19 protein-coding genes and 1 tRNA gene are annotated in these 21,494 nt (G+C 64.3%); 10 read left to right on the top strand and 10 right to left on the bottom strand.

Annotated elements, in window-relative coordinates:
• Positions 1-308 precede the first annotated feature (308 nt).
• The 8 genes from BACI348_RS01230 to BACI348_RS01195 all read right to left on the bottom strand — a co-directional run bounded on the left by BACI348_RS01230 (position 309) and on the right by BACI348_RS01195 (position 7,859).
• Positions 309-1,328 (bottom strand): formylglycine-generating enzyme family protein, encoded by a 1,020-nt coding sequence (locus tag BACI348_RS01230; RefSeq protein WP_503487630.1) that lies wholly within the window; start codon positions 1,326-1,328, stop codon positions 309-311.
• Positions 1,329-1,433: 105 nt separating this feature from the next.
• A complete protein-coding gene (locus tag BACI348_RS01225; RefSeq protein ID WP_159823588.1) occupies positions 1,434-2,477 on the bottom strand; it encodes an ABC transporter substrate-binding protein in 1,044 nt (347 codons plus the stop codon).
• An 8-nt stretch (positions 2,478-2,485) separates the two neighbouring features.
• A complete protein-coding gene (locus tag BACI348_RS01220) occupies positions 2,486-3,346 on the bottom strand; it encodes a GntR family transcriptional regulator (RefSeq protein ID WP_159823587.1) in 861 nt (286 codons plus the stop codon).
• Positions 3,343-4,554 (bottom strand): MFS transporter, encoded by a 1,212-nt coding sequence (locus BACI348_RS01215; RefSeq protein ID WP_159823586.1) that lies wholly within the window; start codon positions 4,552-4,554, stop codon positions 3,343-3,345. Before BACI348_RS01215 ends, BACI348_RS01220 begins: the two co-directional genes overlap by 4 nt.
• Positions 4,551-5,366: an ABC transporter ATP-binding protein gene (locus tag BACI348_RS01210; RefSeq protein ID WP_159823585.1), complete on the bottom strand. Its 816-nt coding sequence runs from the start codon at positions 5,364-5,366 to the stop codon at positions 4,551-4,553. Before BACI348_RS01210 ends, BACI348_RS01215 begins: the two co-directional genes overlap by 4 nt.
• A 45-nt stretch (positions 5,367-5,411) precedes the next feature.
• A complete protein-coding gene (locus BACI348_RS01205; protein WP_159823584.1) occupies positions 5,412-6,257 on the bottom strand; it encodes an ABC transporter permease in 846 nt (281 codons plus the stop codon).
• A 45-nt stretch (positions 6,258-6,302) separates the two neighbouring features.
• Entirely contained in the window at positions 6,303-7,121 is an 819-nt protein-coding gene (locus BACI348_RS01200) for a dienelactone hydrolase family protein (RefSeq protein ID WP_159823583.1), read from the bottom strand.
• A gap of 3 nt (positions 7,122-7,124) precedes the next feature.
• Positions 7,125-7,859, bottom strand: a complete 735-nt coding sequence (locus BACI348_RS01195) for an isochorismatase family protein (protein ID WP_159823582.1) — start codon at positions 7,857-7,859, stop codon at positions 7,125-7,127.
• Between the two features lie 580 nt (positions 7,860-8,439).
• On the opposite strand from BACI348_RS01195, the gene BACI348_RS01190 reads away from it, so the two are divergent.
• Positions 8,440-8,850 carry an IS110 family transposase gene (locus tag BACI348_RS01190; RefSeq protein WP_159823581.1) on the top strand — a complete coding sequence of 137 codons (411 nt, stop codon included), beginning with the start codon at positions 8,440-8,442 and terminating at the stop codon, positions 8,848-8,850.
• Between the two features lie 217 nt (positions 8,851-9,067).
• Here BACI348_RS01190 and BACI348_RS01185 read toward each other — a convergent pair whose 3' ends face one another.
• Positions 9,068-9,349: a hypothetical protein gene (locus BACI348_RS01185; RefSeq protein WP_159823580.1), complete on the bottom strand. Its 282-nt coding sequence runs from the start codon at positions 9,347-9,349 to the stop codon at positions 9,068-9,070.
• Between the two features lie 112 nt (positions 9,350-9,461).
• Between BACI348_RS01185 and BACI348_RS01180 the strand changes: the two genes are divergently transcribed.
• Together BACI348_RS01180 and BACI348_RS01175 are read left to right on the top strand one after the other, a co-directional pair.
• The gene (locus tag BACI348_RS01180; RefSeq protein WP_159823579.1) at positions 9,462-10,589 is read left to right on the top strand and encodes an L-talarate/galactarate dehydratase; all 1,128 of its coding nucleotides are present in this window, start codon (positions 9,462-9,464) and stop codon (positions 10,587-10,589) included.
• Positions 10,590-10,606: 17 nt separating this feature from the next.
• Positions 10,607-11,305: a FadR/GntR family transcriptional regulator gene (locus tag BACI348_RS01175; protein WP_159823578.1), complete on the top strand. Its 699-nt coding sequence runs from the start codon at positions 10,607-10,609 to the stop codon at positions 11,303-11,305.
• Between the two features lie 194 nt (positions 11,306-11,499).
• Here BACI348_RS01175 and BACI348_RS01170 read toward each other — a convergent pair.
• Positions 11,500-11,582: transfer RNA gene (locus BACI348_RS01170), tRNA-Leu, on the bottom strand.
• A gap of 375 nt (positions 11,583-11,957) precedes the next feature.
• On the opposite strand from BACI348_RS01170, the gene BACI348_RS01165 reads away from it, so the two are divergent.
• From BACI348_RS01165 to pknB, 7 genes are read left to right on the top strand one after another with little or no spacing between them, the layout of a single operon-like run.
• Positions 11,958-12,701: an FHA domain-containing protein gene (locus BACI348_RS01165; protein ID WP_159823577.1), complete on the top strand. Its 744-nt coding sequence runs from the start codon at positions 11,958-11,960 to the stop codon at positions 12,699-12,701.
• Entirely contained in the window at positions 12,698-13,180 is a 483-nt protein-coding gene (locus tag BACI348_RS01160) for an FHA domain-containing protein FhaB/FipA (protein ID WP_159823576.1), read from the top strand. Before BACI348_RS01165 ends, BACI348_RS01160 begins: the two co-directional genes overlap by 4 nt.
• Before the next feature lie 59 nt (positions 13,181-13,239).
• Positions 13,240-14,931, top strand: coding sequence for a PP2C family protein-serine/threonine phosphatase (locus BACI348_RS01155; RefSeq protein WP_159829660.1), 1,692 nt, complete (start codon positions 13,240-13,242; stop codon positions 14,929-14,931).
• Positions 14,928-16,316, top strand: a complete 1,389-nt coding sequence (locus BACI348_RS01150; RefSeq protein ID WP_159823575.1) for an FtsW/RodA/SpoVE family cell cycle protein — start codon at positions 14,928-14,930, stop codon at positions 16,314-16,316. Before BACI348_RS01155 ends, BACI348_RS01150 begins: the two co-directional genes overlap by 4 nt.
• Entirely contained in the window at positions 16,313-17,773 is a 1,461-nt protein-coding gene (locus tag BACI348_RS01145) for a peptidoglycan D,D-transpeptidase FtsI family protein (RefSeq protein ID WP_159823574.1), read from the top strand. Before BACI348_RS01150 ends, BACI348_RS01145 begins: the two co-directional genes overlap by 4 nt.
• A complete protein-coding gene (locus BACI348_RS01140) occupies positions 17,770-19,485 on the top strand; it encodes a serine/threonine-protein kinase (RefSeq protein ID WP_159823573.1) in 1,716 nt (571 codons plus the stop codon). Before BACI348_RS01145 ends, BACI348_RS01140 begins: the two co-directional genes overlap by 4 nt.
• 15 nt (positions 19,486-19,500) lie before the next feature.
• The gene (pknB, locus tag BACI348_RS01135; RefSeq protein ID WP_328699898.1) at positions 19,501-21,447 is read left to right on the top strand and encodes a Stk1 family PASTA domain-containing Ser/Thr kinase; all 1,947 of its coding nucleotides are present in this window, start codon (positions 19,501-19,503) and stop codon (positions 21,445-21,447) included.
• Positions 21,448-21,494 lie beyond the last annotated feature (47 nt).

The raw sequence follows: 21,494 nt of genomic DNA, 5'->3' as shown, positions 1-21,494 counted from the left end.
AGTTGACACACGGCGGCGGCTGTCGGGTCCTCTAAAGAACCGGAACGATTTATGTTTGGACAAGAAGTGGGTGCGCCCGCCCACAGCCGGGGACAATCCTTGTAGGTTATCCACTGCTACTGCTGCTAGGGAGCGCCAACGGCTCCCAATTTCAAGCCGTGGATAACCTGAATTGTCCCCAGCCATGGACGGTAAGAGTGGCCACCAGTTCCGGCCGCGTGATCCGCAAGCGTGGTCGCCCAGCGGCGGCAGCTAGACGGAATCTTCATTACCGCGTTCCGAAAGCACCTGACAACAGGGGCATTCGCTTATGGTCGAACGATGCAGCGGAAGCCGATGTGCGACATGCCCGAGCCTATCGGCTGCGCATGGCGTGCAGCTGGCCTGAAGCGCTGGCAGTAGTTTTCAGCGCACAGGTGTGACCCTCCTTTCAGGACCCGGCGCGGTGTTTGTGCTTCGCCTGGCAGGGTCGGGTCCTCACTGCCTGCGCTCTTGATCACCCGTGGATCGGACATGGGCGCGCAACAACTCGGACCTGTCGTCTCCCGATGATCGTTCCGGTAGAAGTCAGAGGTCCACTCCCAGACGTTGCCAGCCATGTCGTACAGGCCGTGTCCATTTGGTGGGAAGGAGCGCACCGGCATGGTCCGGCGTTCAGCGATGGGTTTGAGGTTCTGCCATGGGAATTCCCCGACCCAGTAGTTGGCCATAGCACGGCCAACCGGAGTGAGCTCGTCGCCCCACACATACTTCGCTCCCACGAGACCCCCACGCGCGGCGAATTCCCATTCGGACTCCGTCGGCAGTTCCTTTCCTGCCCACGCGGCGTAGGCGGTGACGTCTTCCCAGCACACGTGGGTCACGGGGTGAAGCAGACGACCTTCGACAGTGGATTTCGGGCCCTCTGGATGTGCCCAGTCCGCACCGGGAATGTAACGCCACCAGTTCTGCCATTGTGTGAGGTCGACCGGCCCGCGGGTCGGCGAGAAGACGAGAGAACCGGGCACCAGCAAGGAGGCATCGATCCCGGGGTAGAGCGACGGGTTAAGCGGTCGCTCAGCGACGGTGACGTAGCCGGTCGCTCGTACGAAGCGCCTGAACTGCGCTACCGTCACCGTATTTTCGTCCATCCAAAATCCACCGAGGGTGACGTCATGGACGGGTCCCTCTTCCGGGTAGTCCTCGAGGTCAGATCCCATTCGGAAAGTTCCCTCCGGGATCCAGACCATGCCCTTCTTTAGCACCTCTGGCCTCGTCATCGGCTCAACCATCGCTTGCCGATGGCGCGAGGTCGGCTTTGAATGGCGGGCAGGTGGCGGCAACGTCATGCTCGCTGCCGGACCAGCCGTGATGCGCTGGATCAGAACGCCGGCCACAGTGCTCCCCGCTTAGGGCTGGCAGGTGTTGGCGGATAGGACTCTGGCTTTGCATCGTCACTGCAGGACGATGGAGGTGTCGTAGATATCCTCGGGTGTGATCGCGCCCTCATCGACGAAACCGAGCGCGACCGTGGAGTCTATGACGCCCTGGATGCCGGCGGGGTCGGCCGCTCCGCCAGACAGGTAGTAGCCGCTGGAGATAAGACGTGCATAAATGTACTCGGCGAGCTCGACGGCAATCGCGGGGTCGAGTTTTCCGACGTCCTTGATCGTCGCGATGACATCTGCCTTGTTAGCGGGGTCGAGCATGTAGTCCAGTGCCTTCTGCTCCGCTGCGAAGACCTTCTTCAGGGTTTCGGGGTTCCTCGCGGCGTAATCGTCGGTGGTGGCCACGCCGCTGCCAAAGTACTTGTCCGCGGGGAGATGCTCGACGAGGTCGTCGAGCTCGGAGAAGCCGGCCTTTTCGGCCTGGAAGTCAAACGGGGTCGTCAAGATCGTGGCATCGACGGTTCCGGATGAGAGCGCGGCGAAGCGGTCGGTGGACGATCCGGCATATGCCACGGTGACGTCGTCCGGGAAGTTGAGGCCACCTTGCTCGGCCATCAGTCTGGTGAAGTAGAAGGTGTTGTCCTGCTGGGAGGCCACCATGATGTTCTTACCTTTGAGGTCCGCCCAGCTCGTGATCCCTTCCTTTGCGTAGACCTTGTTCGGGAGGACTGAGGCCGACGTGAAGAAGCGAACTTTGATCGGCCCGCCCGCCGCGACGGTGCAAGCAACATCGTTCGTGGAGCACTCACCGAGGTCGAGCGCGCCGGCGATCAGTTGCTGGCAGACCTTTCCTGACTGGCCTGTAACCACACTCTCGAGTTTGATGCCCTCGTCGGCGAAGAACCCCTTGGCTTCTCCGATGATGGTTGGGAGCGAGGTGACGGATTGCGAGGTGATGCCGTACTTGACGGTGATGGTACCGTCAGCCTCGGCCTGCGGCTGGCCACCGCCGCCGCAGGCGGCGAGGCTGGCGATCAGGACCGCAGCCCCGGCGCAGGTGCCGAGAGTGCGCCGGGCAATTCGCCCCGTTTTTCCATGGACTTTACTCATCGTCTTCCTCATTCTGTTGAGTCCTCGGATTTCGAGGGACTGGTGGGTGGGGTGCACGCGGCACAACCGGGGTGTGGATCCTGAGAGCAGTTAGCCGCTCTGCTCGGGCCTGGGCGTTCGTGGTCGACGGCAGGAGCCTCATGCTCGGTGTCGTAGGTGACGGCATAACGGTCCCCCCGTACCCAGGCATACCCGAGCTCTATGAAACGTCCGTCCGAGGTGAACAGGGACCGCTCGATGTGCAGAGCTGGTGTTGACGGTGGCACGCTAAGGAGTCGAGCGGTCATCGGGTCTGTTGCCCGCGCCTCTACCGTCCTGCTGGTTCGTGCCACCGATGCGCCCGAGGTCTCCTGAATGACCTCGTAGATGGACTTGTCGGTCGGCGGCGGGTTCACTAGCAGGATCGCGAACGTGCTGGCGGGAAGGTGGGAACGCCAGATCGCCTGTGGTGCCCCCTCGAGGATCGTGAGGCGTTCCCAGTAGACAAAGAACTCTTCCTCGGGTCCGAAGCGTGCTCGAAGGTAGGGCGTTGTGGGCACGATCTCCAGATCCACGTTCAGGTTCTCGATGCGGGGAGTCAATTGTGGCAGCGCAGCAGCGAATCCGGCTTCGGCGTCGTACGGCCGCGCGTGCCGATCGACGATCAATGTCGTTCCAACACCCTTACTCCTGAGCAGAATGCCTTCGTCGACGAGTAACGCCAGTGCCTCTCGCATCGTGTTACGGGAGACTTGGTATTCGCGGGCGAGGTCCTCCTCAGGGGGAAGGCGAAACCGCGGCCTGGCAGAAACGATCTGCGAACGCAGCAGATCCCTGACCCGCGTCGCCCGTCCTCGCCGTGAGCGCGGCGCCTCGGCGGAGCGACTCATCGGCCCTCCAACGGTTTCCAGGTGGCGCGCCGGCCCACCGTTTCCTTTGCGAGGAGCAGGAAGACTAACGCCATTGTCAGCGCAAGCGCCGCCGTGGCCCCTGCAGCCAGTTGGTTGCCGCTCAGGTCCACTAACGCGCCGATCGCAATCGGACCCACTAAGCCACCGAAGTCACCGAAGGTGCGATAGACGCCCACTCCTATGCCTGACATCGCCGGTGGCACGACATCGGCGAGATAAGCCGCGGGGGTCGCGCCCGAGAACCCGTTGGCCAGGCCCACGATGACGAACGCAACGAAGAACAAGAGCCAGTGATGGGAGAAGGAGAAGATGACGTAACCGACAGCCGTGATCACCAGTGAGACAACAATGGGTATCTTGCGGGTTTTATCCGAGATGCGGCCAACGAGACGCACTTGCAAAAGATTCACGACCGTCAATGCACTCAGGGCAATCCCAAGCGTCATGACCGATATGCCCGCCGATGAGTATGCGATCAGCGGCACAAGGGTCTGCATACCGCCAAAACGGAGGAAGAAGACGCTGAAGCCGACAAGAGAAGCGGAGTCGAAGCTCGGGTCGCGGAAGAGATGCATCGGCTTTACGGAGCCGCGCTCCTCCCTCTCTCGCGCTTTCACAGGCTGTCGAGGCAGTCGAACCATTGCGACGACCACCATCGCAAGACAAATGCCGCTCGCAATGAAGTACGCTCCTCGCGGACCCCAAAGAGTCGCTGTGATGCCGCCAAGCGCGGGGCCAATCGCGCCGCCAGCCAGCTGGAACGCCTGCAGTGTGGCCATCGACCGACCCCGACTCTCCACCTCGGTCATATCGGCGAGGAGTGCCTGGCCCACGGTGATGACCACGCCTCCGAACAGCCCGAGCACAGCCCGCAAGATGAAGAGCACCTCAAGGTTCTGAGCTCCAGCGGTGACCGCGAGAACGACTGCGACCCCTGCAGAGGCGGCGATAATGACGACGCGGCGGTCGGCCCGGTCCGCGAGGATCCCGGCCGGGATGTTGACGAGCAGCCGGGACATGCTAAAGGCCGCCACCACCAGCCCGAGTTGGAACGCGGACGCGCCGAACTCCTCGGCGTATACCGGCAGGACCGGGATGATCAGACCCCATGAAGCCTGGGTGAGTGCCACCAGTCCGCAGACGATGACCAGGGCGGCGGGGGTGGAGGCCGTGGAGGGGCCGCTCACGCTTCGAGCCTTGCCGACTCCCTTACCTGCGACTCGATCTCACCCCATATGTAGTCGACATACGACGTGAACCTCGGATCGCGCTTCACGTCAAGTGTCCTGGGCTTAGGAAGGTCAATATCGAGCGTCGTCGCGATCCGACCGGGACGCGCCCTCATCACGACGACGCTGTCGGCGAGGAAGACGGCCTCATCAATTTGGTGTGTGATGAATAGGACCGTGGAACCCGCCCGATTCCAGATCTCCAACAGTTCCTCCTGCATGACCTCGCGCGTCTGAGCGTCCAGCGCTGAGAAGGGCTCGTCCATCAGCAGCACCTTCGGTTCGAGTGCCAAGGAACGTGCGATATTCACGCGTTGGCGCATGCCGCCGGACAGTTGGTGCGGGTGAACATCCCCGAAACCGACAAGCCCCACGAGGTTGATCATCTCGTCGGCTTTGGCTGTGGCCGTCCTCTTGTCGACGCCACGGGCGCGAAGACCGAAGGCGACGTTCTCGCGCACCGTCTTCCACGGCAGCAGCCGGTCATTCTGAAAGACGAAGCCCATCTCCGCGTTGGGGCCTACGACCGCCTTATCCCCGACGGCGACTCCGCCTTCGTCCGGACGGATGAGTCCCGACAGGATTTTAAAGAGCGTGCTCTTGCCACAGCCGGACGGGCCGACCAACGCGACCACTTCACCTTGCATGACGGTAACGTCAATGTTTTGGAGCACTTGCAGGGGTGCCGCTTGCTTGCGTGCGAAGGCATGGGAAACACCATCGATCGACAGCGCAGGAAGCTCCCGTACGGAGGGTGTGGTTTCAGTCATCTCAGTCCTGGATCGTCGTGAATGGAATGGGGCAGCGGTCACAGATCATGCCTGCCGCCAAGGAGCGAACTTGTTCTCGACTGCCTGCGCGATCGCGGTGAGCAGCACGCCAGTCACCGCAAGCACGATGACGCACACGAACAGACCCGCCATATCGAAGGCGAGCTGGGCCTCCTGAATGCGGAGCCCAAGTCCGGCCTGGGCTCCGAATAGCTCGGCCACGACCACGCCGATGATGCACTTTCCGATCGCGAGCCGGATGCCGGTGAGAATGAAGGGGAATGCCGAGCGGATGTACACCTGGGTGAAGAGTCCGAAACCTTTGAGGCCCATGATCCGTGCCATCTCGACGAGGTCGGGTGGCGTCTCACGGGTACCCGTCTCGGTGTTGACGATAACCGCAAACACGCCGACGAGGGTGATGACTAGGACCTTGCCCATGGGGTCCAGGCCGAACCAGAGGATGAACAGCGGCGACAGGGCGATCGTTGGAGTTGCGTAGAGAGCCGAGATCCAAGGCTGGAGAACTGCCCTGATCCCCGGCGAGAGCGCGACCAGCAGGCCTACCGGGATGCCGATGACGATCGAGAGCACCATGCCGCCCCCGAACTCCTGACCGCTGACGATGACATCGTGCAGCAGGTCTTCGTCTGTGAACATCGTGCCTATGCGTTGCAAGATATCGATTGGGCCGACCAGAAATAGTTTGTTGTGAACCACATAGCGGGAGATGAGCTCCCAAGCCGTGAGGCCCAAGACAACGGAGGCGACGGACATCCAACTTAGCCCCTGAATGGCGAAGCGATTCCTCAGCGGACTCTGTTTTTGAACATTCCCAACGACAGCGGCTGGCATCGCGGCCGGTGCCGCCTCGATGATGGCATTCGTCATGTGCTTTCTCCTAGGGTGGTCAAGACTGCAAAGGGGCATGGGTTCTCATGCCAGGCGAGTGAACAGGCCGGGGTCATAATCGGGTCGCATATCACTCTGGAAATCCCACAAGACCTTGTCGGGCGGGTAGGCACCACTCCAGACTCTGTCGAGCCAGTCGAGGATCGAGATAAACGCCTCGTTGGCCTCTCGGTGGCGATATCTACCAGGCAGAGTGTCGTTCAGCCATCCGTGCGGCATATCCCGCCAGATCCGGAAGCTGTAGCTCTTTCTGTGCCTTTCGAGGCTGTCACGCAGCCGCAGCACATCCGGCACGCTGCATACCCAGTCGGCCTCAGCCCAGACACCCAAGAAAGGCGCCGTGCATGCCCCGATCATCTCTTCGTACGGCACCGGTCGCATATCGGACGGCGCAGCCCACTCACGCTCCTGGCAGCCGCCATACATGATGACGTTTGCCGTAACTTCCGGATTCACGGAGTTGGCGAGAATCGGGTACGCGCCCGATGCGCAGATTCCCACGACTGCGACCCGGTCAGGATCGCCGCCGTTCTTCTTCGCATAGTCGATCGAGGCGTTGATGTGCCGCTGGATGGTCGCGTCCGGCGCGTCGGCGCTGATGTCACCGCGCGCAAGCGCGGCCTTGTCACCGTCCCAGTCGGAGTATAGATCGGGGGCGATGCCGAGATAGCCGGCGCTGGCGAACTGCTGGGTCAGATCGCACGTGTGTTTGACCAGGCCGTATCGTTCGTGACAGAGGATGATGATCGGCTTGAGCTGATCACCGCCAGCGATGGAGACGAACGCATCGGTCTCCTCCGCGACCGACCTCATCTCGCCCGGGGCAAGAGCTGACGTGTCCAAGTCTCAGACCGCCGTCTCGACAAGTACACGGTTGTCAGCGCCGTACTTGTCGACCCACTCGAGAACCTCATCCAGCGGCAGCACATCGGCATACTTCTCATGCATGTCGAACAGGTTGATCGCGCGGCTGGCCTCATGGCGATCGTAGGTGCACTCCTCGGCCACCACCACCCGATAGCGATAGGCGGCGGCATCGACGACGCTGGCCCGCACACAGCCGGAGGCACTCTCGCCACCAACAATCAAGGTGTCCACGCCCAGCCAATTCAGCAAGGCCGGGAGCGGTGTGCCCCAAAACGCACTGGGTGCCGTCTTCTGCAGAACCACCTCAGTTGACAGCGGCGCTGCGTCGGGCATGATCTGCGAACGGGCCGTGTCGGCCGGCTTCGAGGGGACGAGCTTGCCGCGGTCGTCGCCGGCGTGGACCATCGGCGACCAGCCCATCATGTTGTTGCCATGCATGGCGGTGATGTGAATCACCGGGATATTGGCTGCGCGAGCATGCTCAAGCAGCGTCTTGACATGGGCCAGCGCCGTCCAGGCATCTTCGCCCATGGCAGACGGGTTCGACTTGATCGCTTCAAGTAGCGGCACACCCGGCTCGCTGAAGACGCCCTGATAATTGTCGATCATCAACAGTGCGGGCGTCGAGCCCCAGCCAACCGGCTTGCGCTTGTTGGCGATAGCGACGTGGTCCTGGTCGCGTTCGGTTAGGAATGTGTCCCACACTCGGGTCATGGCGAGGCTCCTCGATAACAGTGATTAGTTCGATCAGATTGCCACCCCGCTGTTTCGCACGGATTTCGCCATCGATTCCGATTGTTTCGCCACTTATAACACTTGTTTTACGCGGTGATAGCGGCACTTTCGCCAGTTATCTAGTCCCGACAGGTGCACTTCTGCTACCTACGGCCTGCAAGGCGCGCCGATAAAGTTGCCTCGAAACGATCAGTAAGAGAATTGGCGCGATATAACAAGAGTGAGTAACCGGGAAGAAGCAGATCTCGGATTAGCAGGAACCGGGTCCAGCTCTCCGGAAAAGATTTTGGAGCCCCCGACAGCAACCGCACGGTTAGCAACCGTTACCTTTTTCGTGGCCCGTTCCTATTGCAGGATGAGGGGGTGTTGGCCGGTCGGTCCCGGCATGGTTTCTGCCCCCAGTCGTTCATGATCCGGGGGTGTTGTCACCGGGGCCGGCCTTGGCGGAAGCTGATCGCTGATAGAGGCACGCCGACGGGTCCTTCGTAACGTGGATGCCTACTTCTGCCGCCATTGACCAGCCGGCATGTGACTGAACGCGCGAACAAGGGGGGCGCGTATGGCGGTGATTCTGGATCAGCAAGGTATAGATATTTTCGTGGGTTTGGACGTCGGGAAATCCGGACACCATGCGGTGGCATTGGATCGTGCGGGAAGAAGCTGTTCGATAAGGCCTGCCGAACGACGAATCGCGGTTGAAGGAGATCCTCGGTTCCTTGTTAGGGCATGGAACGGTCCTGCTCTCGTCGTGGATCAACCGGCAACCATCGGAGCACTGCCCGTTGCGGTCGCCCAGGCTGCCGGCGCGACGGTCGGCTATCTGCCGGGCTTGGCGATGCGCAGGATCGCGGATCTGCATCCGGGCCAGGCCAAAACCGATGCTCGTGATGCCGCGATCATCGCCGAAGCGGCTCGGTCCATGCCGCACACACTGCGCTCGATGATGAGCAAAACTTGGGGTGGAAGCTAGCTCCGGAGGGGGTAGGCCCGTTCGGTCCTTTTGTTAGTAACCTCAACATTTCTTATTCTTAACGGCTTCCGTGGGTTGAACTACACCCCAACCTAACGTCAGCCAAACCAGCCAACTTCGTCAGAATGGGAACGATTCATCCTTTCCTGGACAGGCTTCTCACAGAGTCATAGATCCCATCCGGACACCTTTCGGCACACGAGGCTTCAATGACGGGTCAACAATCGGATTCACGGGGGTCAGCACCGTCGACCAGAATGACAAGCACCAACCCAAAGGTAAAGCCCGGGATAAAACCTTCAGTGATCAAGCGTCCGGCCGGGACGTCAACAGGCCACAGCGGACCGAGCAGCGCTTCATCAGTGGCCGGGACACCGAGGTAATGCACAGCATGCACCGGCTCGCACCGAACCCCGACGACCCGCGCCCACTCGTCCAGACCTTGACCGGCAAAGCAGTTCGCTCGAAGAAATCTGATGCTTTCAGTTGTGGCTGCCACCAGTGCCTCCCCAACGGCTAAGGCACAGAGGAGCCAACCCTTGTAATACAAGTCCAGTACTTGTATCCTAAGAGTGCGGGCAAAGAAGCCTGGCCCCGCCTTAGGAGAATCCATGAGCACCGTCGACCTGATCCGGCACGTCAAACTGTCCACCGCCCGCCTCCCCCTCGCTGTACCCATCAGCGATGCCAAGGTCTTTACCGGCCGCCAGAAGCCCATGACCGAGGTGGTCTTCCTCTTCGCCGAGATCACCACCGAACTGGGCCATACCGGCGTCGGCTTCAGCTACTCCAAACGCGCCGGCGGCCCCGCTCAGTACGCCCACGCCAAGGAAGTGGCCGAGGGAATCATCGGCGAGGACCCCAACGACATCGCCAAGATCTACACGAAGCTCCTCTGGGCCGGCGCCTCCGTAGGCCGTTCCGGCGTCGCCACCCAGGCACTCGCCGCCATCGACATCGCCCTCTACGACCTCAAGGCCAAGCGCGCCGGCCTGCCCCTGGCCAAGTTCCTCGGCTCCTACCGCGACTCCGTCCAGACCTACAACACCTCCGGCGGCTTCCTCAACGCCTCCCTCGAAGAAGTCAAGGCCCGCGCCACCCAGTCCATCGAAGAAGGTATCGGCGGCATCAAGATCAAGGTGGGCCTCCCGGACAGCAAGGAAGACCTCCGCCGCGTCGCTGGCATCCGCGAACACATCGGCTGGGATGTCCCGCTGATGGTGGACGCCAACCAGCAGTGGGACCGCGCCACCGCCCTGCGCATGGGCCGCCAGCTCGAGGAATTCAACCTCATCTGGATCGAAGAACCCCTGGGCGCCTACGACTTCGAAGGCCACGCCCACCTCGCCAACGTCCTGGACACTCCCATCGCCACCGGCGAAATGCTCGCGTCCGTAGCCGAACACAAGGGCCTCATCGACGCCAACGGCTGCGACATCCTCCAGCCCGATGCCCCCCGCGTCGGCGGCATCACCCAGTTCCTCCGCCTCGCCGCCCTCGCGGACGAACGCGGACTGGGCCTCGCCCCGCACTTCGCCATGGAAATCCACCTTCACCTCGCCGCCGCCTACCCGCGCGAGCCCTGGGTGGAGCATTTCGACTGGCTCGATCCGCTGTTCAACGAACGCCTCGAAACCAAGGAGGGCCGCATGATTGTCCCGGACCGCCCCGGCCTCGGCGTCACCCTCAGCGACCAGGCACGCGCCTGGACCACCGAGACCGTGGAGTTCGGCGCCTAACCCGTAATCTTGGACCCATGAGCCGGAACCTCACCGCGGACCTCGCCGCTGACCTTCGCACCCGCATCGTGGACGGCGTCATCCAGCCGGGCGAGAAGCTCCCCAGCGAAAACACGCTCATCAGCGACTTCGGCGTCAGCCGGACCGTTGTCCGCGCCGCGCTCACCCGGCTCCAGGCCGAGGGACTTGTGGAAACCGAGCGGGGGCGCGGCAGCTTCGCCCTCACCCCACCATCGGACGGGCCCCTGCCAGCACCCGGGGCCCGTCCGGTCGCCACCATGGAGGACCGCCTCCACCTCCTTGAGTTCCGCATGGGTGTGGAAACCGAGGCCGCAGCCCTCGCCGCCCGCAACCACACCGAGCGCCAACTGCGCGCGATCACCGCTGCACTGGAGGAGTTCACGGCCAGCGCGGACCACCCGGCCCACGCCATGAAGTCGGACTTCGAGTTCCACCGCGCCGTAGCCGCCGCCTCCGGCAACCCCTATTACTCCGACTGCCTGGCCGCTCTGGGCCAGACGATGATCGCCATGCCGCGCACCCGCCTGATGACCGGCGTCGAGCATTATGCCCGGGACCATTTCGACCAGGTGGTCCAGGAGCACCGTTCCATTTCGGACGCCATCACCGACGGAGATGAGGCTGCCGCGGCCGCTGCCATGCGCAGCCACCTGGCCAACTCACGACGACGGTTCAAGGCTTCCGCGCGCCCGTAGCCTCTGGCGCGTGCCTGGGCCGCCGCAGTTCAGTCGTTTCCGCGCTTCCAGGACCACGGGGCACCCGCGTCTGGACGAAACACCGGCGAACTCACGGGTGAAAAGTCCGGAGCAGGGTGTGAAACCCTCAAGACGCCCGGAGGCCTTTTAAACAGAACAGCCCCGGTCCTAAGACCGGGGCTCTGTCATTTGCGTGCGCGAGGGGGGATTTGAACCCCCACACCCTTTCGGATACTGGCACCTGAAGCCAGCGCGTCTGCCGTTCCGCCACTCGCGCGCAACTTCTTCCACTGAATTCCGGCCGGTTTCCCTGATCCGCAACCCTGTAAAAGCAGCGAGATCAAGCATAACGGACATTGCCCGGAAAACACCAATTGGGGCACAAGGCGGCTCCCAATGCGCACCTCCAAGGCGCAGCCAGAGGCCTGCCGGGCCGCCGGATGCGGCGGCCGCACGCCGTGGAGCGCAGTCCGAAACTGAACTTTTGGCGGCGCCCGGCCGTTGTGGATTAAGGTCATTCGCAGGCCTGCCCAGTAGTATCGGATGTAGGAGTGGCTGCCGCGTGCAGGCACACCGGCGGCTTGGCGCTGCCACTGCAAGTGAACTTAGGGAACGAAAACTGCCCCGCAGCCGGGGGGAAAGGAGAAGAGCCATGGGTCTGCTGGACAAAGTAGAGCGCGGCATCGAAAAGGCCGTCCGCGGCGTCTTCTCCACCGGCTCGCGCGCCCAGGTGGAACCCGTGGAGATCGCCAGCCGGCTCCGGAGGGAACTGGACCACAAGTCCCTCACCGTGGCCGCCGGACGCACCCTGGTGCCCAACGTCTTTGACGTCCAGCTGAGCGATGAGGACTTCAAGCGGGCCCAGGAGTGGGGCACCGCGCTGGCCGAGGAGCTGTGCGACGTCGTTATTAACCACGTCCGCAGCCAGGGCTACATCCTGCAGGGCCCGGTGCGGATCTCCTTCCGGCGCCAAACAGAACTAAGGCCCGGCGACTTCGAGGTCGTCTCCTCCACCGAGAAATCCCAGGGTGCAGCCGGAAATGCCCCGGCCCGCCCCAATGTGCCCGCCGCACCCAGCCGCCAGCCGGTCCGCCTGCAGCCCGTCCTGGATATTGACGGCCAGCGGTATTCACTGAACGCACCGTCCATCGTTCTGGGCAGGTCCTCCGAAGCCGACATCCACATCGAGGACACCGGCGTTTCCCGCCGGCATCTCGAAATCCGGACTGCCAACGGTGTCACCAGCGCCGTGGATATGGGCTCCACCAACGGCAGCTACGTCAACGGGCATAAGGTGTCCGGCAGCACCGAACTCACCGACGGCTCCACCATCACGATGGGACGGACAAAGATCATCTTCCGCCTGCTCCCCGCCAGCCCTGGTGGCTCCGCATGAGCGAACTGACCATCACCGCCCTGCGGTTCGGCTTCCTGCTGCTGCTGTGGGTGCTGATCTTCAGCATCGTCTCGGCCATGCGCCGCGACCTCATGGTGGGCCGTAAAGCAGCCGCCGGCGCCCCCACCGCCCGCCAGGTCCGGAAGAACCCCGAACTGGCCGAAGCGCCCGCGCCGCCGGCCAAGCAGCAGGCCCGGCAGCTGGTGGTGGTTGAAGGTCCACTCAAGGGCACAACCCTTCCGCTGGCCGCCAGCCCCATCCTCCTTGGCCGCGCCCAGGAGGCCACCCTGGTCCTGGAGGACGACTACGCGTCCGGCCGTCACGCCCGGCTTTTTCCCCAGGGCAGCCGCTGGTTCATCGAGGACCTCGGCTCCACCAACGGCACCTATTTGGGCGACCAGCAGTTGACCCGCGCCCTGCCCGTTGATCCTGGCGTCCCCGTGAGAATCGGCAAGACGGTCATCGAATTGAGGCCGTAGTCGTGGCCGAACCGCAAAGTCCCGCGCCCGACCCCAAGCCGGTGGAGCGGCCCCTCATCATGCGCTTCGCGGCCCGGTCCGACGTCGGCAAAATCCGCTCCAAGAATGATGACTCCGCGTACGTCGGGCGCCATCTGGCGGTCGTCGCGGACGGCATGGGCGGGCACGCCGGCGGCGACGTTGCATCCGCCGCCACCGTGCTGGACATGATCCACCTGGACCGCGGCGATTACGCCGGCGACGCCGCCACCACATTGGCGGATGAGATCCAGACCGCGAACTCCCTGCTGTCCGAACTGGTGCACATCAATCCCAAGCTCGCCGGGATGGGCACCACCGTCACAGCGCTCCTGCTCGCCGAAGGAAAGCTCCACTTCGCCCACATCGGTGACTCCCGCGCCTACCGCCTCCGGGACGGCAAGTTCGAGCAGGTCAGCATCGACCACACCTTTGTGCAGCGGCTCATCGACGAAGGACGGCTCCGCCCCGAAGAAGCCGAGACCCACCCGCACAAAAACGTCCTGATGCGCGTGCTCGGCGACGTGGATGCAAGCCCCGAACTGGACCTGGGCACCCTTGAAGTGAAGCCGGGCGAACGCTGGCTCCTCTGCTCCGACGGACTCAACTATGTCGCAGGGCACGCCGTGGAACGCACCGTTCGTGAAACCAAGGACCTCCGCGAGTGCGTGGAAACCCTGGTGGACCTCACCCTCGAGGCTGGCTCCCCGGACAACGTCACCGTGGTGATGCTGGAAATCGTTGAAGAAACGCCCGACGACGTCAGTACGGCCGCCGTCGACGTCGTACCTTCCCTGGGCGCCACCAAAGCCTCTGCCGCGGCAGAGGACGCACGTCCAGTCCCCGCCAAGGCGCCGGAAACGGACGACGCCGGCAAGGCGACCGGTACTGCCAACCCTGCCGCCGCCCCCGCGCCGGACAGCCCGAAAGACACTTCAGAAAACCCGGCACCAGCCGAGGAACCGGAAGCTGCGGAGCCAGCCAAGGACGATGACAAAGCCGATTCGGGCGACGCCGGCACCACAGACCCGCACCTCGGCGAGCACCTGACCGCCGAAGTGCTGCGGGAAGAACTTTCCTCCCGCCCGCACGAACTGGTCGGAGCAGCGGCGGCAGCCGCGGAAACCGGATCCATCCCTACCATCGCCGGGCGCACCGTAGCTCGGCGCGCGGCGGTACTCCTCACGCACAAGGCAGAACCGCCGGCCGGCGACACTGAGGACAACCTGGTGCCGCTCAAGCCGCGCCGATGGGTCACCTGGTCCATTGCCGCCTCCGTGCTGGTGGTGCTGACGGTAGGGCTCTGGCTGGGTTATGCCTGGACCCAGACCCGCTACTACGTCGGCGAGTTCGACTCACGGGTGGCCATCTACAACGGCGTCTCCCAACGGCTCGGACCCATCCAGCTCTCCACCCTGGAAGCGGTCACCGATATCCGGATGGACTCACTGCCGCCGTTCTCGCAGCAACGCGTCCGCCAGACCGTCCCGGCCCGGGACCTCTACGACGCCCAGCGCATCGTGAAGAACCTCGAACTCACCGGTACCACGTCACCGGAAGAAGGGTGCCCCACGGCGTCGGCTTCCCCCACGGCCTCGACACCCGCGGCCAGCCCTCCCGCCACCACCTCGCCCGCACCGGCACCTGACGCGTCCGCGGCGGCGGCATCCCCGTCGCCCGCGGCCCCGTCTCCCACACCCAGTCCCACAATCACCTGCGAGGTGGGCCAATGAGCCAGCTCAGTAGCACGCCCAAGCCACGACGTAACGTCGAAGTCGCCCTTCTCCTGCTGGCCCTTGCGGTAGGCATCGGCGCCAACATGCTGGTGGGCGTCGACCAGGAAAAGGCCTTCGACTCAGACTTCTGGTTCCAGTCGAGCCTCCTCGCCGTCGCCGCCCTGGTTTTCCATGGGGTGCTCCGCTTCCGCGCTAAATATGCTGATCCGGTAATACTTCCCCTGGTGGTGGCGCTCAACGGCATTGGCCTTGCCATGATCCACCGCCTGGATGCGCCGGGCGATGACACCGGCAACAACCAGCTCCGGTGGACCCTGATCGCCATGGCCGTTGCCATCGCCGTCATCTGGTTCCTCAAAGACCACCGAATCCTGCGTCGGTTCACGTTTATTTCCCTTGCGGCCAGCGCGCTGCTGCTCCTGCTGCCGCTGATCCCCGGGATCAGCGCCGGCGAGATCCTCGGCGCACGCGTCTGGATCCGGCTGGGCCCCATGACCTTCCAACCCGGTGAGGTCGCCAAGATCACGCTTGCCATATTCTTCGCCGGGTATCTGTCATCCAACCGGGACCTGATCCTGCTGGCCGGCCGGAAGATCGGGCCGCTGCAGTTCCCCCGTTTCAAGGACATGGGCCCCATGATCACCGCCTGGCTGGTGAGCATCGGTGTGCTGATCTTCCAGCGCGACCTCGGTTCCTCGGTCCTGTTCTTCGGCCTCTTCATCGTGATGATCTATGTGGCCACCAGCCGCATCAGCTGGGTGGTGATCGGCCTGGCCCTCATCCTCGGCGGCGGGTTCGTGGCCTCCCGGGTCTTTTCGCACGTGGAGCAGCGCATCGACGGCTGGCTCAATGCCTTCACCCCGGAGGTCTACGAGAACGGCAGCCGGCAGGTGATCCAAGGGCTCTTCGGCATGGCCAATGGCGGCCTGGTGGGGACCGGGCTGGGCCAGGGCCGTCCGGACCTCGTCCCGTTTGCCAACAGCGACATGATCATCGCGTCCCTTGGCGAGGAACTCGGACTGATCGGACTGTTCGCGATCGTCCTGATGTATCTTCTGCTCTTCACGCGTGGTTTCCGGGCTGCGCTGGGCACCCGGGACGCCTTCGGAAAGCTGCTCGCCTGCGGCCTTTCCTTCGCCGTCGCGCTGCAGTGCTTTGTGGTCATCGGGGGCGTCACCCGGCTCATCCCGCTGACCGGCCTCACCACGCCGTTCCTGGCCGCCGGCGGTTCCTCGCTCCTGGCCAACTGGATCATCGTGGGCCTGCTCCTGATGATCTCCCACACTGCCCGCGGACCGGTGGATACCACCCCCCTTCCGCCGGCAAAGGGAACGGAATCCGTTGGCATTGATACTCCTACCGAGGCGGTGAAGCACCCGTGAACCAGGCAATACGGCATTCATGGGTAGCGGCAGTTGCCATGTTCGCGCTGATCTTCGGTGCCATCAGCTACGTGCAGGTGGTGGGTGCCGACGAACTGGAGGCAAACCCCTGGAACCAGCGCGCCGTCCTGCAGAACTACTGCAACGACCGCGGCGCCATCATCGTGGGCGGATCCCCGGTGGCGGAATCGGTGGAGAGCGGCTCCGAAACCTGCAAGTTCCAGCGGACCTACCCGCAGCCGGAACCGTATGCGGGTATCACCGGCTATTTCTCGCAGAACTACGGTGCAACAGGCCTCGAACAGTCCATGGACCAGCAGCTGACCGGAAACTCGGACCAGCAGTTCCTGGACCGGGTGGGCCAGCTGTTCCTCGGAAACCAGCCCAAGGGCGCCTCGGTTGAGCTCACCATCGACCCTGAGATCCAGAGGCTCGCCTACGACCTGATCCCGGACGGCCAGCGCGGCTCGATTGTGGTGACCAACCCCAAGACCGGGGCAATCCTGGCCATGGTGTCCAAACCGTCCTACAACCCCAACCTCGTGGCCACACAGAACCCTGACGAGGAATCCGCCAACATCAACGAACTCGTCAAGATTCCCGGCATTAACCTGAACCCCAACGTCAGCGGACCCACCGGCGAGCTGCTCGCCCCGGGTTCGGTCTACAAACTGGTGGACACCGCGGCGGCCCTCGCCTCCGGAAAGTACAACAAGGACAGCGAGCTCCCCAACCCGGCCGAGATGTCCTTTGACGGCATCCAGTACAAGTTGCCCAACTACGCCGGCGGCAACTGCTACACCCGGAACACGGCGGACTTTGCCTTCGCCCTTCAGCAGTCCTGCAACACCCCGTTCGCCAGCATCGCCCTCGATCTGGGCCGCGACGCCATCGCCGAGCAAGCCAGGAAGTTCGGTTTTGGCGAGGACCTCGGCGACCAGCTGAAACTCGGCTACGCCCGGGGCAACGGTTTCCCGGACAACCTGGACGCACCGGGGCTGGCCCAGTCCGCCATCGGGCAGCGGGACACCCGCGCCACGCCCCTGCAGATCGCCTTGATGACGGCAGCGATCGCCAATGACGGCGTCCAGATGCGGCCCACCCTGATCAAGGCCCTGCGTTCCCCGGACCTGCGGGTCATCGAGGAACCGCAGCCGGAGCAGCTGCGGACCTCCACCACCCCGGATATCGCCAACCAGATCACCGAATGGATGGTCAGCGCGGTCAGCCAGGGCATCGCCAACAGGGCAGCCGTCCCCGGCGTCCAGGTGGCCGGCAAGACGGGAACTGCGGAGCTTGGCAACGGCACCAACAACTCCTGGTTCACCGGGTTCGCCCCCGCAAACAACCCGCAGGTGGGTGTCACGATCGTTATGGAAGGCGTAGACATCACCACCGGCGCACAGCTAACCAGTCCGAACGCGAAGAAGATTTTTGAGGCGGTGTTGAATAAGTGAGGCCTACAACCGGAATCACCCTCGGCGGCAGATTCCAGCTGACTACGCGGATAGCGATCGGCGGCATGGGTGAAGTCTGGAAAGCCAAAGACCTCGTCCTGGGCCGCATCGTTGCCATCAAGGTACTGAAAGAGGAGTACACGGGGGACCCCGGCTTCCTTCAGCGCTTCCGTGCAGAGGCCCGCCACACCGCGCTGCTCAACCACGTGGGCATCGCCAACGTCTTCGACTACGGCGAGGAGGAGGGTTCGGCCTACCTGGTCATGGAACTCGTTCCCGGCCAGCCGCTGAGCAGCATCATCGAGCATGAGCAGGTACTGTCCCCGGACCGCACCCTGTCCATGATCGCCCAGACCGCCCGTGCGCTTGCGGTGGCCCACGCGCAGGGCCTGGTGCACCGCGACGTGAAGCCCGGCAACCTCCTGATCACGCCGGACGGGCGGGTGAAGGTCACCGACTTCGGCATCGCCCGCCTTGCGGACCAGGTGCCGCTCACGCAGACCGGCCAGGTGATGGGCACCGCGCAGTACCTGGCGCCTGAGCAGGCCACCGGGCAGACCGCCACGGGTTCCTCTGATATCTACTCCCTCGGCGTGATCGGCTACGAATGCCTCTCGGGGCACCGGCCGTTCTCCGGTGAGTCGCAGATTGCCATCGCGCTGGCCCAGGTCAACGACGCTCCGCCACCGCTGCCGGAGTCACTGCCCGCGCCGGTGCGTGCCCTGCTGATGTCCATGCTGGCGAAGGATCCCAAGAACCGTCCGGCGAACGCCATCAAGCTTGCCGAAGCAGCTGAAGCCATCCGGAACGGGGACATCAGTGCCGCCCGCGCCGCGGTTCCGGGCATGCTCCTCTTTGACGCCGATACCGGTCCCATCACCGCCCCCGTGGACACGGCCACCGCACCCACGGGCGTGATCGGCGCGCAGCGGGATTCCTCGCCCACCGCCACTTCCGCGTTACCGGTCCTCGGGGCCGGCGCCGCAGGAGCGGCGGCCGGAATGGCAGCTGGTGCCACGGCCGCATCGGCTGCGGATGAGCCCCAGGGCACGCTGGCACGCGCCAACGCCCTGGCAGCCGAGCGGAATTGGACCCCGGAAGAAACAACGTACGACGACGAGCCCTCCGATGAGCCGCTGCGCAAGGGACGCAGCCCCTGGACCTGGCCGCTGATCGCCCTGATCCTGCTGCTCCTCTTTGCCCTGGCGGGGTTCCTCGTCAGCCAGTTGGGACTCTTCTCGCCGTCCGGCAATCCATCCTCCAGCGCCAGCGCCAGCGCCAGCAGCCCGGCCACCTCGGCGAGTCCCACCCGGACTTCAGCGTCGACCACGCCTACCCCGACGCGCGCCACACCCACTACGACGCCCACTCCCACGCCGGAGACCGTGAACGTCATTCCCGAGGCCTACCTGGGGAAGGACTACCGGACGGTCCAGTCACAGCTCTCGGCACTGAACCTGGACGTCAGCGTGCAGCCCCAGGTTGATGCGAACTCGGCACCCAACACCGTAATTGCCCTGTCCCGGTCGGGCCGGATGGAAGTGGGTACGCCCATCACGGTGACCTACGCCGTGGCACCGCCCGCACCCACCTCGAAAGCACCCACGTCCGCCCCCAGCACGCCCACTGCGGCAGGACCCACGGCGCAGGCAACCCTCCCGGCTTGTGGAAACAACCAGTTGCCCGGCCTGCCCCCCACCTGCCAGCCGTAACCGCCAGGACAACCAGTGAACGAGTCAGCGCGCACACCGTTGCACCGGGAGGACAACCTCCCGGTGGATAGCCAGCGTGTCCTCAGCGGCCGCTACGAACTGGGCGGCCTGATCGGCCGCGGCGGGATGGCGGATGTCCACCGGGGCGTGGATACCCGGCTGGGGCGGACCGTTGCCATCAAACTCCTCCGGCCCGACATGGCCCGGGACCCCCAGTTCCAGGCCCGCTTCAAGCGCGAGGCCCAGTCTGTGGCCGCCCTGAACCACTCCGCAATCGTGGCCATTTACGACACCGGCGAGCATATGGTCCATGACGGCTCGGATGACAACGTCCGGGTGCCCTACATCGTGATGGAATTCGTCGACGGCAGGACCCTCCGGGACCTGATCCGCGCCAACGAGGTCAGCATCAGCCAGGCCATCGATTACTGCCTGGGCGTCCTCGGCGCCCTGGAGTACAGCCACAAAGCCGGAATCGTGCACCGGGACATCAAGCCCGCCAACGTGATGTACTGCGAAAGCACTGACTCCGTGAAGGTCATGGACTTCGGGATCGCCCGGGCCATCGCCGATTCCTCCGCCACCATGACCCAGACGCAGGCCGTGGTGGGCACCGCCCAGTACCTCTCACCCGAGCAGGCCCGCGGTGAAACAGTCGACGCACGCAGCGACCTCTACTCGGCTGCCTGCCTGCTGTACGAAATGCTGACCTCCCGCCCGCCGTTCGTCGGCGACAGCCCCGTCTCCGTCGCCTACCAGCACGTGCGCGAGATTCCGGCACCGGCCAGCAGCCTTAACCCCGAAGTGACACCTGCGCTGGACAGCGTGCTGGCCAAGGCGCTGCAAAAGAACCGCAATGACCGGTTCCAGGACGCCGCCGCGTTCCAGCGTGCCCTCCGCGCGGCGAGGGCGGGCATTCCTGTCCCGGCAGCGCCGGCCTCCGAGGCATCCACTGACCCCAACGACCACGTCCCCACGCCCTCAGCCCCCGTCACCGAGGCATTCGCCGCCAGCGGCGCGGGCTTCCTCGACGACGCGCCCACGGGGCGGCTGGCCGCCACCAGCATCAGTGCGGACGACGGCGGCCGCCCACTGTCCGCCGCCTACGAACCTTCCGCCCGGGATGAGTTACCCCTCGGCTTCCCTCCGGAGCGTGAGCGGACCGCCCGGCAGAAATCCCGCCGTCGTGCGTGGATAACTACCCTGGTGATCTTCACCCTCCTGGTCCTCGCCGGCGGCGGCCTGTGGGTGTACAACACCGTGAACCGTCCGGCCCCTCCGCCGCCCAAGGTGCAGATCCCTTCGGTCGCTTCATTGACCGAGTCCGCGGCGCTGCAGGAACTCTATGGAGCAGACCTCAAACCAAAGATCGTGCGCCTGCAGCACGACACCGTGCCCAAGGGCATGGCCATCGGAACCGATCCGGCCTCCGGGGTTTCCCTTGACCCCGGCTCCGATGTGGTCCTGAACATTTCCGAGGGGCCCAGCGCGGTGAAGATCCCGGACAGCCTGCCGGGCAAGACCGAGGCCGCGGCCCGGGATATCCTGCGCCAGAACGGACTCGTCGGGGCGCCTTCCACCACCACCGCCAACAGCGCCACTGTGCCCGCCGGCATTGTGATCACCACCAGTCCTGCCCCCGGGCAAATGGTGGGCGTCGGCACCACGGTTGAGCTGGTGGTGTCCACCGGCAAGGTGGCGGTTCCCGAACTGCGTGGACGGACCCGCGAAGAGGCGGAAGCAGCCCTGAAGGAACTCAGCCTGGTACCGGCCGTCATCGAGGTGGAGAACGCCCAGGTGGAGGCCGGTCGGGTCACCGATCAGAGCGAGCCCGTCAACGCCGCGGTGGAGCAGGGGAAGACCGTGAACATTGTGGTGGCCAAGGCGCCGCCGCCGCCTCCGCCGTCACCCAGCCCGACGCCCACACCGCCCCCTACCCGGACGTCGGACAGGAGGGGCTAGGCCCTTCACCGACGACAAAGTGGGCACCGGCTGCGGCCGGTGCCCAC

This window comes from Arthrobacter sp. 9AX (assembly GCF_902506095.1).
Classification (GTDB): domain Bacteria; phylum Actinomycetota; class Actinomycetes; order Actinomycetales; family Micrococcaceae; genus Arthrobacter.
This window is presented reverse-complemented; position numbering and strand designations above follow the sequence as displayed.